Here is a 15,679-nt window from a genome sequence, read left to right as displayed (position 1 = left end):
TTCCGGATTCCGTGATATTTTCTTTTATTGCAGATATTGAAGGTAATACCTTGTATTTATCACGGTAATCTCCGGTTATTTCGTAAATAATTTGTTCATTTATGACAACATAATTAGTATACTCTTTAAAGCATCATTTTACAAGGCGAATTGTCCAAATATTCCTTTCAGTGAGGCGGAAGATCGCCGATATGGCATGATATCTCCGAGATTACCGGACAATAAACTCAAAATTTTCTCCATAACCGACCTGATTGCAGACGTGAAGAACCTTCCCATTTCCCTGGTACACCACTCCCCAAGTCTCAAGAAGCGGTGTGCTGCGCGGAACCTCGAGCAGCTTCGCTATCCCGGTATCGGCTCTCACAATTTTCAGGATCATTTCCCCCGTGACAATGTCGATATGTTTCTCCTCCCGCAGGTACTGATACAGCGAAATATCATTCAGGTTCACAGACATCAGATCGCTGAATTCCTTGGGAAAATAATTATCCTCGATCACACACGGAACCCCGTCTGCATAGCGGAGCCGTTTAATCCGCACCACCTCTTCCCCCGGGGCGAGATTCAGCCAGCGGAGCACATGCTGGTTTTCCGGCACTTCGATTGATGTGAGCACCGTCCTGGCTGATGCCTTCTTCCCATTCGCCGCGCAGAGCTCGGTAAAACTGACGCCTGACCGTTTGAAGTCCTTGTGCATCAGCGGCCGGGTGACGAAAGTTCCTTTTCCCTGCTTTCTCTCGACAAGGCCTTCCTTGACCAGCTGATCAATCGCGTGGCGGATTGTTATCCTGCTGATGCCGTATTTCTGCGCAAGCTCACTTTCGGTGGGCAGGCGATTGCCGGAAAGGAATACCCCTTTTCTCATATCTTCACGAAGGGCATTTGCCGCCTGTTCATATAGGGGAACGATATTATTGGGATCCAGCATAAATTTCCTTTCTTCTATAATACATCATGTGATATTATGAGACATCCTTTTAAATTCATTATAGCACAGTTTCCTGCGCGGTCCTCCTGTTTTTTAAAAGATTCTTGTGAAATTTATGCCTTTTTTGTACTTAACCACTCCACGCAAAAGCCGGGCAGTGTCATTATTCTGCCCGGCTTTTTGCATGAACATGATTATCTTTCAGGTGAACGCGGTTTTCACCGCTCCCCATCAATAATCAAATTTCCACATATAATTTCTGTGCGTCATCGGATGCATACGGATGTCTGCCATGGCGGAGATAAACTGCTTAGTAATCGGATGCAGGAGAAGGGAATTGAAATATTCCGCAACCGAGGAATCAAGTTCCGAAAGACCCAGCTTCTCCGCATCAAGGACATAATGATGGCCGCCGAACGTATCCAGGAATTTTTCTACCCGCTCATCTTCCCTGCGGGTACGCCCGACGCTCTTGAGGAGCAGGATCGCCAGCTGATCACTGCATGTCTCAAATGCCCCGTGGAAATATTCTCCGGAGAGAATCGGGACGCAGTGGACGGTCTGCATCTCCTGGAAGAAGCAGAAGGCATCGGAATAAACTGCTTCATATGCCACACCGCTTCCCAACACATTCCAAACCTTGTCGTCCTTGTACGTAATTCCGAATTTCACCGCATCCGACTTGACATTTTCATACGCCCGGCCATAGATCTCCGTTAATTTTTCAAATCCTTCCACTGCCTCGGCATAATGCTGATAGCCGCAGAATTCTTTTAACAGCCAGAAAGCAATCTTGAGCGCCGTCCCCTGGCTGTTGTAATGAACCAGGGTCGGGTCTTGATACCACTCGTCCGCATGGTAATAAATAATCGCATATTCTGCCGCCTGAGCGGTGAGACTGTCCGGGTACCCGGTAAGAGCCACAGTAACCGCGCCGAGCGAGCGGGCTTTGCGGACTGCCTCAACAGTCTCAGCAGTCGCCTTCGTGGAAGTCCCGATAACCAGGGTATTCTTGTCAATATTTTTCGGTGTCGCATAGACGAACTCACTGGCATTATATCCCTGGACGCGGATGCTTCCCTCTTCATTCAGCAGGAATCTTGCCGGGTAGGAAGACGCCAGCGATCCTCCGCATGCCACAAATACCACCTGCTTTAATCCGCCATTGGCAAGAAGTTCCGCCTTCACCTTTGCCATTGTCTCTTCAACTTCTTTTAATCCCTTAACCATCTTCACTCACCCCTCAGCAATTTTGTTGCAGCCGCATCGACCGAATAGTGTCCCCGGGTACCGAGAATGACAACGCCGTAGTCCTCTTTTGCCTTCTCCGGGGAAACCTTATCCTCGATAACATCCTGAAGTACCTTTTTCACCGGACGCTTTTTCGGGTCACCGTACCCTCCTGCCCCCGGAGTAATCACGCGGATGATATCCCCCTTCTTCATCATCTTGCTTGTCGTCTTATGACCCATCCTGGTCACCGTGCCGTCCGGCTGAACGCGGTAAAATGCCCCCGTCCCGCCTTCTTTGCCCCCGTCAAGGCCCCAGGGATGGAATTTATGGCGGTCACCAAGTCCTGTATAGGCCACATCATCCTGAAGAATCTCCAGCTCGCGCTCGATACCGAGGCCGCCCCGCATCGTACCTGCCCCGCCGCTATCCTTCTTGAGCTCATACTTCCTTGCCAGAATTTTCGTGAACTCCATCTCCGTCGCCTCAATCGGCATATTGGAGGTGTTCGTCATATTGACCTGGACGCCGGAAAGCCCGTCACAGCTTCTGGAAGCACCGCCGCCTCCGGCGATAACTTCATGGAAAATGAAGACGCTGTCCGTGCCAATCTTGCCTTCCCCGGACAGAATGGTGGTCGTGCAGGCTCCGTTACCCGCCGTCACGACGGTGTCCGGGAATACCGGCGCGAGAGCACCAAAGATTGCATCGGGAATTCTCTGCTGGCAGTCGATCTGGGCTCCGATCGGGCTCGGTTCCGTGGGATGGACAATACAGCCCTCCGGGGCAATAATATGGATTGCGCGGTTGATCCCCTCATTTGCCGGAATATCGTGCCCCATGAGCGCCTTGACCGAGAAAAATACCGCCGCCTTTGTGCAGGGATAGGGCACATTGATCGGTGCCTTGATCTGCGGCGCTGTTCCCGTGAAATCAAAGGTCATATCATCGCCCTTAATGATTACCTTGACTTTAATCGGGATCGGATCCGGATATTTCTCGCCGCAGCCGTCAACATAATCGGTATAGCTGTATTCCCCGTCCGGAAGTTGGGCAACGACCGCGCGCACACGCCGCTCAGAGTAAGCGACCAGCTCGCGCATGCAGCCGATCAGGACATCTCCATAGCGGGCATACGCTTCCTGAAGTCTCTGTACACCGATCAGGTTAGCGGACATCTGGGCGGTGAGATCCCCTCTTCTCTCCTGGGGAACCCGCGTATTGTCCAGGAGAAGGTCGAGGACGCTCGGAATCGTTCTCCCGTTCTCGCGAATCCGGATCACCGGGATGCGGAGACCTTCCTGGAAGAGGGAATCCGCATCCCCGGATGTTGATCCCGGAACCTTTCCGCCAATGTCCGAATGATGCGCGATATTCGCGATCCAGCCGATCAGCTTGCCCTGGGCAAATGCCGGTGCCGCGATGACGATATCGGGAAGATGGTTGCCGCCGCCGTGATAAGGATCATTGGCGATAAACATATCTCCTTCTTTGATATTTTCCTTTCCGAATTTCTCATAAATATTCGGGACGACACTGAGCATGGAGCCGAGCAGGGCGGCAAGGCTTTCCACCTGGGCGACACTATTCCCGTCAGGATCGATGACCGCTGTGCAGACATCCCTTCTTTCCTTCATATTGGTGGAATACGCGCTCCGGACAATGATTCCGTAAGTTTCCTCGGCAACAGACATCAGGAGATTCCGCACAACCTCGACGGTTACCGTATCTATTGTTTTTGCCATCTCACTTCACCTCATCATCTGTAATCAGAATGTTCTGATATCCGTCAACATGAATCGTCCAGTTCTGCGGCACAACCAGGGTGGAATCCATCTGCTCGCAGATGCAGGGTCCCGGGACAACCTGTCCGGGAACGAAATCAAATCGCTGATACACCGGGGCGTACACATAAGATTCCGCATTCTGGAAGAGTATCTTTCTCACCTCGAGCGGCTTAGGCATCACAGGATTCTCTGCCAGCGGCTCCGGCTGAAATTCAGGCTTATCAATGATTCCGATTGCGGAAACGCGGTAGTTGACCAGCTGGGTTTCAGCCTTCTCATCGCAGTAGCCGTAGCTCCTCTTATGCTCTGCGTGGAAGTCGGCAATCGCCTTTTCGAGAATTTCTTTTGTCATCCGGCCGCTGCTGACTGGAATATTGATTTCAAAGTTCTGCCGCATATACCGCATATCCACGGAGAACTGGAATACCCGGCGGGAATCCGGAACCCCCTCCTTATCCAGAGCCTCCGTTCCCTGACGAACCATCTCAGCAAAGAGCCGGTTCGCGCTGTCGAGACCTTCCGGCTTACCCGGCTGGACAAGGGTACGGCTCATGTCAAACTTTGTATCCGCAAGAAGGAGGCCGAGGCTGCAGAGAGTTCCCGCGTGCGGCGGAATAATAACTCTGCGGATACCCAGCTCTTTTGCTACTTCACAGGCATGGAGCGGGCCTGCCCCGCCGAACGCCATCAGGCTGAATTCACGGACATCATATCCTTTTTCAACCGATACAGAGCGGATGGCTCTCGCCATATTGGAATTCACGACGGTGATGATCCCGTTCGCCGCCCTGTCCTCAGAAAGCCCGGACGGATCACAGATCTTTTCCCGAATTGCCTTCCTTGCCAGATCAACACTGACATCCATCCTGCCGCCGAGAATCTTCTTCTGATTCAATTTTCCAAGTACGATATTGGCATCCGTGACGCAGGGATTTTCTCCGCCACGCATGTAGCATGCCGGCCCCGGTGCTGCTCCCGCGCTGTCCGGCCCGACTTTCAAGGCGCCGCCGGCATCAATGCGGGCAATAGAGCCGCCACCAGCCCCGATCGTAATGATATTGATCATGGGGATTCTGCACGGATATCCTTCGACCGTACGCTCGTTGGAAACCTGTGGGGTATAATTTTCAATCAGGGAGATATCCGCACTGGTTCCGCCCATATCAAAGGTGATGATTTTGTCTGCACTGCACTGCCTGCCGATGAAAGATGCGGCAATAACCCCTGCAGAGGGTCCGGAAAGCGCGGTTTTAATCGGGCAGTCCACGGTCTCCTTGATCGAAATGATCGATCCATTGGACTGCGTGACATACGGCTCAACCTTGATTCCGATATTCCGTACAGATTCCCGGAAATTGTTGACGTATTTCTTCATTACCGGACCAAGGTAGCTGTTCATGACCGTCGTGCTCATGCGGCTGTATTCCCGGAATTCCGGTGCAAGCTCACAGGAGAGGGTAACATAAGCTTCCGGAAATTCTTCACGGATTAACTCTCCGATTCGTTTTTCATGAATGGGATTTATGAAGGAGAACAGCGTGCAGACGGCGATTGCTTTCACGCCCTGTTCCTTGAGATAGCGGATTGCGCTCCTGGCCTCTTCCTCGTCCAGCGGGGTCTCCACAGAGCCGTCAAAACGGATTCGCTCGGTCACCCCGATATTGAGTCCTGATGGAACCAGGGGATAAGGTTTCTGTGCCTGCAGGTTATACAGGTTTGGCCTTCTCTGATTGCCAATTTCCATAAGATCCTTAAATCCCTTGGTTGTCACAAGGCCCAGCCGCACGCCCTTTTTCTCGATCAGGGCATTGGTTCCGACTGTTGTTCCATGCGCCAGATAGGAAATCTCTTCCGGTTTTGCCCCCTTGATCTTCAGCACATCAAGAACTCCCTTGACGATGGCACGGGAAGGATCATCCGGTGTGGAACTGTCCTTGTAATTGAAAAATTCCCCCGTCTCCTCATTGAACACCGAAAAATCGGTGAACGTTCCTCCGACATCGACACCAATCATGTAACTCATACACTCACCTCAATTTAAGCGTAATTTCTGCCTTTGGTCGCCAACTGCTTGGTTAAATAAGATGTTATATAACTTTATATGTCATTAAGTACAATATAGTCACTGCTCCTGCTCTTGTCAACGGATAAATAGCAATTTTTCGACGATCTCCGAAACCGCTTACTGAATGCCATGTTGATTCAGCCATTGCACCGCCCTCTCATCCGATGTGAACGGATTGCTGCGGTATCTCCCGTCGTTAAATTCAAAGCTATAGAATCCCGTATATCCGGAATCCTCAATAGCCTGGAGGTAATCCTCCAGCGGCAGTTCTCCGTCTCCGGGAACCATGTGCACTGCCGGATGGGAATCATGGAAATGGACATGCCCCATGACCCCACTCTTCAGATAGTCTGCAAGCGATTGATGCATAAAATCCATCGAGCCGATATCCAGCATTCCTACCATGCTGCCTTCGGGCATTTCCGCAATCATGCGCTTCTGGTCTGCCGGAGAATTGACGACATTGGAGGACATCGGCGTGACAGCCTCCAGAATGATCTGCACCTTCTTCCGTTTTGCATATGCGCAGATCGTGCGAAGGCTGTCTGCCGAGCGCCGGAAAGCATCCTCCCTGGAATGTGAAAAATAACCACAGCCGGCAGTGACAAGCATTCTTCCCGCGCCCAGGATCTCCGCAGCATCCACACCTCGGCAGTAATACGCGACACTCCGCCCGCGGAGGTCGTCCTCCTCGGCAGCAATATTCACCGGATAATTTATCTGCTCCGGAGTGATCGCAAAGATGTCAAGCCCGCGTTCCTCAGCCATCCGGCGGATTGTCTCCAATCTTCTCGAGTCCGCCGAAAACAGCGAAATCTGCGGTTCTGCGGCATAAAGCTCCACCTGATGGAAATGCAGCTTTGCCGCCATATCCAAAAACTCGCTGATGGGATAATGTCCATACTGGTAACTGCCCATAATAAAACGATTCCTTGTCAGTTTTTTCTTCATTGCTTTACCCTTCCCATTCAGGCCGGAGCTCAAATTACTGGAAAACATCCCCGTAAATCCTCGGCCGCAACCTTGCCGGAACCTCTGTCCCGAAGCCAAAAGCACCATCAACCAGGCAGGTCTGTGCGGAAAATTCTGCCGCCTTCTCCAGTGCCTTCGGAATCGCTTCTGCCAGTTGCTCAGAATCACGGAAATTCTTCCCCGAATCTTCCATCTCCTGCAGGATTGTCACAATCATCGCCGTTGCGAAGCTGTCTCCCGCGCCCATCGTATCCACAGGTTGAACCAGGTGCGGCAGCTGCGTATAAAACTGACTGCCATCATAGACAATGGCACCGCGGCTCCCGCGGGTTCCGACAACAACCGCCGTTCCATATCCGTGAAGCTTCTCCAGCAGCTGGCGCGCCTGGCAGTCATCGAGATCGGCGCAGGACAAAAATGCGATATCTACATTCGGGCAGACGCGTTCTACCCGGTCTTCTTCATTCCAGCGATAGGAGAAATCATAGCTGACAAGCGGCGGCAGCTCCTTTAATTCCGGCAGCAGGCCGTCAAGAAACCCGTTATTCGTGGTGTGCACGGCAGAGAATCCACCAATATATTCCTTATCCGCAGCATCCAGGAAAATCGGATGCGCCTGAATCACGCCACCCCGGTTGCTCCCCTTGAACACCCGGTCGCCGTCAACAATGGTCACCCTGGCAAAGCCATTTTCCCCTACATAGGTGCGGCAATGAGAATAGCCTATCTCAAGCTCCCCCAGGATTTTTTTGTTATATTCCCCAATTTCGTCGCTTCCAAAAACCCCCATAAAGTCTGAGGAAGCCCCGAGCCTCCGGGCATAAACAGCAAAATTCAGCGCCTGCCCGCCCGGATACATGATCCCCTTGTGGAGATAGACATCACACACATTATCGCCAAGTCCGAGAACCCTGATCATCTTTCCTCCCGTTTATTCCTGCAGAAAAACAAACGGGATACGGAATCGGATGCAGGATATCGATCTGCTCTCCGGCCCGTATCCCGTCTGCTGTTCAACGTCTTACGCTATGACCGAAATATTTTCAGGTGATTTTTCCTCAGTGAGAAGCCTCAAAAGCCTCGTTCAGCTTTACCACCTGATCATAGAGATCCTTCGTGGCAAAGAAATCTTCCGACTGGAGCTCCGCGCCGAGATTAGAAGCTGCTGCCATGAAGGCATCCTTGTCAAAATCGACAAAGGTCACGCCGCCATCGGTCTCCAGCCACTTCTTATCTTCCTCCCAGGTCTGCTTAATCTGCTTATTATAAATATCCTGCGCCTGCTCTGCGCAGGCCGTGATCATCTTTTGATCCTCTTCCGGCAGATTGTTCCACCAGTCGTTGGCAAAATAGATGGCCTCTACCGGATAGGCATAGTCAACTTCAGAAAAATAGGGGGCCGATTCATAAAGGCCTGCGGAGCGGTAGGAATCCTTGGAGCACTCGCCGCCGTCAACGGTTCCCTGTTTAAGTGCATAGGCGTATTCTGACCAGGAAACCACGACCGGAACCGCCCCCATCGCCTGTGCGTTTTTCTCGAAAATCGGGAGCTGCGGGATGCGGTATTTCATGCCTTTCATATCCGCCGGGGATTTTAGCGGCTTTTTGCCAAAGAATCCTCTCGGATTCTTCTCAAACCCATAAGCGATAACATGAAATCCGTTATCATCCAGATCCGACCAGAGCTGATTTGCGATATCCGAGCCAAGGAAGTTCAGCATTTCCTCGGACGATTTGAAGGCAAATGCCATCGAAAGAATGTTCAGATCCTTGGAATAAGAAGCCAGAGAGTCCAGAGAACTCATCATGCCCTCCTGGAGCCCGGACTGCAGGTTCTCCATCATAGTCGTCTCATTTCCCAGCTGTTCAGAAGGATAGAAATCGAAACGGTATTTCCCCTTGCTGGCGACATCAACAAGATTCGTGAAGTACTCGCACGCATTATAAGCCGGCTCACCGACAGCACCGGAGTTGCCGAACTTGACAACTTCCGCCTTGGAATAATCGATCTTTGAAGCCGCCTCCTTTGCCGCCTCCGGATCCAGGGAAGAGATATCTGAGGAGACGGCGCTGTCTGCGGACGCCCCTGAGGAATCGGCGGTGGTTCCCTGTGATGTCCCCGCGTCGGCTGCCGTACTCGATGGCGTCTGAGTGCTGCCGCCGCAGGCGGCAAGGCTCACTGCCATCATTGCCGTGGCAAGTGTCAAACATACTGCTTTTTTCATAATCTACATCCTCCTTATTCATGACTTCTTCATATAACACCAGGCTTGCGCCTGACAGAATTCGACTGGATCAGGCTGCGCCGAACAGTTTCGGAAGAAACATCGTAACCTGCGGCACAAAAGTTACAAGAAGCAGTGTGACGACCATCGGGATCAGAAACTGTACCGTATATTTCAATGCGGTCTCAAAGTTTCCTCCCGTCGCCTTGCAGGTGACAAACAGCGCCGGTGCCATGGGCGGCGTGATCAGACCTATCGTAACGTTAAGAACCGCCATAACCCCCATGGTGATATAATTCATGCCGATCGCGTCCGCGATGTTCATAAGGAGCGGTGCCACCATAATCAGGATCTGCATGGAACCGATGAAGCAGCCGAGGAACAACAGGATCAGGTTGAGTGCAATCAAGACAAGTACCCGGCTTCCAAGTGCCAGGATGGCATTGGACATCACCGTGACCAAACCGGAAGTGACGATCACCCAGTCGAAAATCAAGCCGGTTGCGCAGAGGCACATGGACATACCGACACTCTGCACCGTATTGCGAAGCGCACGCATAAACATAGAAGGATTCAGCCGTTTCAGGAAGAAGGCGCAGAGAACGCAGTAGATCGCAGCCACCGTGCCGCATTCTGCTGGCGTGAAGGCTCCTGAGGATACGCCGAAGATCAGGATGGCCGGGCCGCCGAGCGCCGGAAGGGCGTGCCAGGTTGCCTTCCATTTCTCACCCATTGACGAGCGGGCGACCGTCGGGCACTTGATTCCCTGTGTCTTGATCGCGATTGCGCTCCAGATCATCATAGAAAATCCCATGAGAAACCCGGGGATATAGCCGGCATCGAACATGGCCAGCGTAGAACATCCGGAAAGGAATGCCCACACAACGAAATTGATGGAAGGCGGGATAATCGGGCCGATTCCGGACGAAGCCGCGGTAACGGCAATAGAAAAGTCCTTGTCATAACCGGCTTCGCTCATCGCCTTGACTTCAATCGTTCCGAGGCCGCCGGCATCCGCAAGAGCTGATCCGGACATGCCGGCAAAAATCATGGAAGCGAGGATATTGGCATGAGCCAGGCCGCCCGGCAGGTGGCCGAGCCATTTCTCACACATGCCGAACAATCGGTCAGTCAAGCCTACCTCGTTCATGAAGCAGCCGACAAACAGGAATGATGGGAGAGCGAGCATATTCGTGTCCGAAAAAGAGGCTGCCGTCTTCTGGGCAAACATAACAAAACTGTCATGATTAACAATCAGGAATTCCAGCGCCGAGACGCACATCGCGTAGGAAATCGGCAGCTGCAGAAGAATGAAGACAATGAATGTTCCAAAATATAGGAATAGCCACGGATCCAGCTTAATCAATTGCGTTTCCCTCCTCACTCGGTATCGGTGCCACGATCAAATCATCCTTCAGAACCGGATAAGCGATCGTCTTATAAATGCTGTAAACCGTCAGGATGACGGCCATGACCAGAACCGGCAGTGCATAATAATATGCCTTGGAAAATGGAAGCCCTCCGACCGGTGCCTGCTTCAGCTGCATCTTGAATAATTTCCACGATGCGGGAATAAATACAACATTGACAGCCAGGATCAGGAGATTGTTAATATTGAAAATTATCCGCCTCTTCTGCTCGGCAAGCCTTTTGACGATAAATTCCAGAATAGCGTGTCCATTCTGCCAGTAGACCGTCGCCCAGCTCAGCGAGCAGCTCCAGATCATCAGAGCGACCACTGTCTCATCAACCCCGTAAATCGGGTTGTTGAAGATATATCGCATCGCAACCTGAAAGCAGAGCAGCGCCATAAATAGAAACATAACAATTCCGGTGACAAGTTCCAGGCCGTCATTAAAGACAGTGAGGATTTTTCCTATCCGAATCAGATCTTTTTTCATACATGTGATAAGCGCTTACCGCTTATATCGGCCCTCCTTTTTATATATTGTCATATAACATCTTATGTTTGAATAATATAGCATGGTCCTTATAAAATCAATATAATCACGTGATCTTTTTCCGATTTGGTACTTTCCGACAATTTACAACCGAATTTTTCTACTATTCTTTATATGATATATATTCTATTCGAACCATGTTATTTTTTTTGCAGGGAGATCAAGCAAATTTGCATAGCTTGCACTAAACTCGCGCTTCGCCCGCTGGGCTTGCGCTCCGCTTCGCGGATAGCCACTCCACTAAACTCGGACTGCGCTTTCGCTTGTCCTCATTAAGTGGCTGGTTATTGTTAAGTGCTCTGTGTAATCAATGACAATACCGCCGGAAGTCCTGAACGATTCCAGGCTTTCCAGCGGTATTGTCGCCAAAATCCGATATTTCCTATCTTTAATTCTTCTTTAAGTACACATGGTATGCTTCCTGATCCACTCTCGCCAGGGGAATCATGCGGACTTTTCCGGCTCGGAATGTTTCCGCCCCGATTTTTACGATCGATGACGCTGCCGGGGCATCCAAAAAATCCTGTTTTTCGGAAAGAGCCGCCAGAATCCATGGCCCGTCGATGACATTCGCAAATGCCGGATCGAACCGGTCTTCCGCAACTTGAACTCGATGTGGGAGATGGATCCTGACCGTTTCTTCCTTTTTCAGGCACCGCGGAAGGAAAAACCACCCGTCCTCAGCTTCAGCAGCCAGGTTTTCTCCATTAAGCTCCGCTGTCCACGCCTTCGCCCAGCCCGGGATCCGGATGCGGAGGGGAAGTGCCATATCTGCCTTCGCGGTAATCGCCAAGTGGTCTTCCGAAGTCCTCATCTCCAGCGCATTTTCCCCGCTGAGCACACAATCCGCAAAAAGGCAGATGCGGAGAGAATCCCTGTCCTGAAAGAAAATATTTTCCAGGTAGCGGAACCTGCTCTCCATCCCCGTTCCATGACAGCAGGAGTTCTCCGATGTTGACCAGGCTTTCCTCATGCCCGGCCCCAGCGGCATGAAGTAGGTTGTCCCGCCGTCTGCCGTATGGCTCGCGGAGGCCATGAGATGATTGCACAGCGTCCACTCATAATAGTCCATCATGCGGGAATCTTCGGTATAAGCGAACAGCTGTCCCGTCAGCCGGCACATATTGTAGCTTGCGCAGCTCTCCGCCGTTTTATCGGTAAGATAACTCGTCATCATCTTTGCCTGATGGAACAGTTCCGCCTCGCCGACGCCGCCGATGCAATAGGCATGCGCGCCCGTCACTATCTTCCAGAAATTTCTCCCGATCCGGTAATCCCGGATTTTTCCTTCCAGGCGGTAAAGCTCCAGCTGGCCAATCGCCTGAGGGATATGCTGATTGGCATGCATACCCTCCAAGGTATCGATGCCCAGCTCCATCGGGCGAAAGAGTTTCTCGTTGTCAAAAAATCTTGCCGCCTCCAGATTCCGGGCATCGCCCGTGATTTCCCCGAGGCGGGTCATCGTCCCGATCATCCCGCCGAACTCTCCGGCGATGTACATCGACCACATCTTCTGGCGCTGATTCTCCGGCAGGCGGGAAAGCCGGTTCCACACCCACTCGCCGAGGGGGCGAAGGATTTCCAACGCCTCCCCGCACCCCGCCAGCTGATAGCAGTCAATCAGGCCGGCCATGATCTTATCCAGGGTATAATAGGGCGCCCAGATTTCCGGATATTTCGTGTACTTTTCCAAAAGGTCAAACTGTTCCTCAGAATAGGCGCTTAAGAACCCTTTATGGCAGCGGCCGTCCCGCTCAAAAGCCAGCTGGCACTCACGAAGGCCGGTAATCACTTTCCCGGCATTTTCCCGGAAAATCTCCTCTCCGGTTGCCGCATAGGCCAGTGCTGAAGCAGATAGATAATGTCCCGTCGTGTGGCCCTTAAGCCTGCAGTCTTCCGCATCCCAGCCGGTCATCGGTGCCGCGCCCCTGGTATCCAGCCCGCTGGCCCTGCGGAAATTATAGAGCATCGAATCATTGCTGACAGTCCTCAGATAACCCAGCATGTCCTGCTCACGGTCATAGAAAATGGTTCCCGGAAGCAGCCGGATCCGATGGATCGGGAGAAAAGCGCCCTGCCGCACCGGGGCATTTTCCCCCGGAAGTTCCTTCACCATGGCCGACCCGGCAAGAGCGGTTAGCTTCTCCGGATTCCCGGAGATGATTTTCTCTGCTTTACCCATACATTCCTCACTTCTCATGGTTTTTTCCATCAGCGCAGAACTGGCTCCGCGCGATATCATCGGAGACCGACCGGCAGTCCCCCGACGCGGCACAGGCAGACAGCCGGAAAATACCGGCCTCCCAACATCAGATGAATCCTCTGACATGATGAAGCCGGTATTCTATCTCATTGTTCCTTTAAAAAGGCTGCCCCACAGCTCTTTTCCAGGACATCCTGCACGTCATGGCATCCACGCGCCGCTTGCGTCCACCATATACCCATCCGGCGTCCTTTCCTGTGTATACATGGCACCGTAAGGCCTCTCCTGTACTCCGGCACGATAGCTCCATGTCCCGCCGGCATTCATCGTCCAGCCGGAGGAATTGGCAGGATGCGCGGGATTCAGGTAATACCATTTTCCATCAATGAACTGCCACCCGGTCAGCATATGTCCGTCTGAGAGATCAAGATAATACCAATTGCCGTCAGAATCATCCTTATGCCATCCGGTACAAGCTTTTCCGCTGGCAGCATAGTAGAACCATGTACCGTCCTGCCGGCGGCTCCAGGCAGGGCTGCGGTAATCCTTTCCTGAGGAATACTCTGCCCGGGAACTGTTGCCCCGGCTGTGTCTCACCGCGATATCATTGATGAGCGGCTGGTCAGGACGGCTCACTTCGGCATCTGTTGCCTTGCCGGGCAGATCCGCGTCAGAGGCAATCCCGGAAGGTTTGACGTCCCGGTTCATGGCAATGCCCGCGTAATGCACAAGAGCCCTCAGCGGCGCGTTGCACTTGTCCTGGTCAACATCTACGCCCCGGGTATCGCGCAGGGCATCGCGCTCCGGATGCCACTGAATGGCAAGGCAGAAAAGATTATCCTGTTTCTCGACGCCCTCGACGATCCCGTCGGACGATCTCGCAACGATAGTCAGGCCGGCGCCGAGCTGATCCGGGTCAATCGCCTGATGATGTGCGGTTGCCACGGTGTCCAGAGTATCCGACCCGATAATGTCGTACAGCCACTTCGAATTCGGATCAATTCCGATTCCGTCCGTCCCGCTGTCCAGTTTGTGATAGCCCGTTCCGCCGCTATGCACAAGGCCATCTACGGTCACGCGCAGATGATTATCCCTCGGGCAGTCCGGCTCGGTGGCCCTGGCAAATGAGCCATCCGGCTGCAAATGAAAGTACCCGGTATCCTCCGCGCTGTGTTTCCCGTTCCGGTCCACGGCATTATCCGGAAGTGTGCCGGACAGGATGCTGCTGACGCGGGAGGCATCAATTTCCCCATCCAGCACCTTCTGTCCCAGATAGTACGGAACATCCTGGATCAGCGCGCCGCCCATCGCGACATTAAAGCCCTGCTCGCCGCGGCAGACAGCGAACAAAGGGACATCCATCGCGACCGCCTGCTGCATCATGTTGATATCTGAGGTGTCGCGCTGATCATTCCACCAGGAGGAGCCATGCGGAGTCTGTTCCTGCCCATACAAGGCTGGATTCCAGTCTTCCCCGCCGGTTTCAAAAAGGCCGTCGATCTTGGCAAGAACATTGCGCGCTTCCTCCGCGTTCTTTACCTGCGGCAGGAATACCGCCAGGCCGCCATTTCTCTCATAGGCTTCGGCAAATCCCTGGTAATCTTTTCCGATTTTGTTCTTTTTCCATGAGATGCCGATCACCGGCCGACTGCTGGCCGACTTGATCTCAATCCGGACGATATTGCCATTCCCATCCAGGCCCAAATCAGCAGTAACCGCCTTTCCGATGGTTCTGTAGGCGTGGTCAAGACCGATTTCTGCTTTTGGGGAATCAATTTTCCCCATCGTTTCCCTGAGTTCATTCTCGGAATCAATATTTTCCCCGGTCACGGTGACATCGCTGGCCACCGGCGCCGAGTGGGTAACATTATATTCGAGTTTTCCATCACTGGTAAACTGATATAATACCGCGTCCTCAATGGTTTCCTCGACAGACTGTCCGGCGGTGTCCGCCCAGGCAGGCATCCCCAGCATTGCTGCCAGCATGGTTCCGGCCAGAGATGCCGCTGTCCATCTCCTCCAATTCTTCGTTTTTCCCTCTCTCATACATCCCCCTTTCCTGTGCCGCAACAGTCTCCCGGTGATCTGGCTCCTTTCTTTCCCGAACTCTTCCTGCCGGACCTCTCATGGCACAGGGGTGAGCTGGTGCCGCCAGAAATATTGTTATTTATTTATGTTTATTATACTTCTCATCATATTTTTGTCAATTTCCTATTTGCCCTGCAGTTCCTGCATGTTTTTATCTCTTAAGATAGTGTCAAGATTTTTTCGCAAATTCAATTTCAACCATCGGATTCTTGGTAGT

11 protein-coding genes are annotated in these 15,679 nt (G+C 52.4%); all 11 read right to left on the bottom strand.

Annotated elements, in window-relative coordinates:
- Window positions 1-211: 211 nt before the first annotated feature.
- Complete coding sequence (locus ISF27_RS05895) at window positions 212-931, bottom strand: GntR family transcriptional regulator (protein WP_268904236.1); 720 nt, start codon at window positions 929-931, stop codon at window positions 212-214.
- A gap of 231 nt (window positions 932-1,162) precedes the next feature.
- The gene (locus ISF27_RS05890) at window positions 1,163-2,128 is read right to left on the bottom strand and encodes an SIS domain-containing protein (protein ID WP_194610116.1); all 966 of its coding nucleotides are present in this window, start codon (window positions 2,126-2,128) and stop codon (window positions 1,163-1,165) included.
- A gap of 35 nt (window positions 2,129-2,163) precedes the next feature.
- On the bottom strand, window positions 2,164-3,906 hold the full coding sequence (locus tag ISF27_RS05885; protein ID WP_194610114.1) for a hydantoinase B/oxoprolinase family protein: 1,743 nt from the start codon (window positions 3,904-3,906) through the stop codon (window positions 2,164-2,166).
- Between the two features lies 1 nt (window position 3,907).
- Complete coding sequence (locus ISF27_RS05880) at window positions 3,908-5,971, bottom strand: hydantoinase/oxoprolinase family protein (protein WP_194610112.1); 2,064 nt, start codon at window positions 5,969-5,971, stop codon at window positions 3,908-3,910.
- A 159-nt stretch (window positions 5,972-6,130) separates the two neighbouring features.
- The gene (locus ISF27_RS05875) at window positions 6,131-6,964 is read right to left on the bottom strand and encodes a sugar phosphate isomerase/epimerase family protein (protein ID WP_194610110.1); all 834 of its coding nucleotides are present in this window, start codon (window positions 6,962-6,964) and stop codon (window positions 6,131-6,133) included.
- A 34-nt stretch (window positions 6,965-6,998) separates the two neighbouring features.
- Window positions 6,999-7,904 carry a PfkB family carbohydrate kinase gene (locus ISF27_RS05870; RefSeq protein WP_194610108.1) on the bottom strand — a complete coding sequence of 302 codons (906 nt, stop codon included), beginning with the start codon at window positions 7,902-7,904 and terminating at the stop codon, window positions 6,999-7,001.
- 139 nt (window positions 7,905-8,043) lie between these two features.
- Window positions 8,044-9,210, bottom strand: a complete 1,167-nt coding sequence (gene dctP, locus ISF27_RS05865; protein WP_194610107.1) for a TRAP transporter substrate-binding protein — start codon at window positions 9,208-9,210, stop codon at window positions 8,044-8,046.
- A gap of 70 nt (window positions 9,211-9,280) precedes the next feature.
- A complete protein-coding gene (locus ISF27_RS05860; protein ID WP_194610105.1) occupies window positions 9,281-10,576 on the bottom strand; it encodes a TRAP transporter large permease in 1,296 nt (431 codons plus the stop codon).
- A complete protein-coding gene (locus ISF27_RS05855; RefSeq protein ID WP_194610102.1) occupies window positions 10,569-11,111 on the bottom strand; it encodes a TRAP transporter small permease in 543 nt (180 codons plus the stop codon). Before ISF27_RS05855 ends, ISF27_RS05860 begins: the two co-directional genes overlap by 8 nt.
- A gap of 448 nt (window positions 11,112-11,559) precedes the next feature.
- On the bottom strand, window positions 11,560-13,353 hold the full coding sequence (locus tag ISF27_RS05850; protein WP_194610100.1) for a beta-L-arabinofuranosidase domain-containing protein: 1,794 nt from the start codon (window positions 13,351-13,353) through the stop codon (window positions 11,560-11,562).
- A 222-nt stretch (window positions 13,354-13,575) separates the two neighbouring features.
- The gene (locus ISF27_RS05845) at window positions 13,576-15,420 is read right to left on the bottom strand and encodes a gamma-glutamyl-gamma-aminobutyrate hydrolase family protein (RefSeq protein ID WP_194610098.1); all 1,845 of its coding nucleotides are present in this window, start codon (window positions 15,418-15,420) and stop codon (window positions 13,576-13,578) included.
- Between the last annotated feature and the right edge of the window lie 259 nt (window positions 15,421-15,679).

This window comes from Clostridium vitabionis (assembly GCF_015351765.1).
Taxonomy (GTDB): domain Bacteria; phylum Bacillota; class Clostridia; order Lachnospirales; family Lachnospiraceae; genus Clostridium_R; species Clostridium_R vitabionis.
This window is presented reverse-complemented; position numbering and strand designations above follow the sequence as displayed.

Coding starts and splice junctions, on each gene's coding strand:
- ISF27_RS05895 (WP_268904236.1), bottom strand. CDS start 931: ATGCTGGATCCCAATAATATCGTTCCCCTATATGAACAGGCGGCAAAT.
- ISF27_RS05890 (WP_194610116.1), bottom strand. CDS start 2,128: ATGGCAAAGGTGAAGGCGGAACTTCTTGCCAATGGCGGATTAAAGCAG.
- ISF27_RS05885 (WP_194610114.1), bottom strand. CDS start 3,906: ATGGCAAAAACAATAGATACGGTAACCGTCGAGGTTGTGCGGAATCTC.
- ISF27_RS05880 (WP_194610112.1), bottom strand. CDS start 5,971: ATGAGTTACATGATTGGTGTCGATGTCGGAGGAACGTTCACCGATTTT.
- ISF27_RS05875 (WP_194610110.1), bottom strand. CDS start 6,964: ATGAAGAAAAAACTGACAAGGAATCGTTTTATTATGGGCAGTTACCAG.
- ISF27_RS05870 (WP_194610108.1), bottom strand. CDS start 7,904: ATGATCAGGGTTCTCGGACTTGGCGATAATGTGTGTGATGTCTATCTC.
- dctP (WP_194610107.1), bottom strand. CDS start 9,210: ATGAAAAAAGCAGTATGTTTGACACTTGCCACGGCAATGATGGCAGTG.
- ISF27_RS05855 (WP_194610102.1), bottom strand. CDS start 11,111: ATGAAAAAAGATCTGATTCGGATAGGAAAAATCCTCACTGTCTTTAAT.
- ISF27_RS05850 (WP_194610100.1), bottom strand. CDS start 13,353: ATGGGTAAAGCAGAGAAAATCATCTCCGGGAATCCGGAGAAGCTAACC.
- ISF27_RS05845 (WP_194610098.1), bottom strand. CDS start 15,420: ATGAGAGAGGGAAAAACGAAGAATTGGAGGAGATGGACAGCGGCATCT.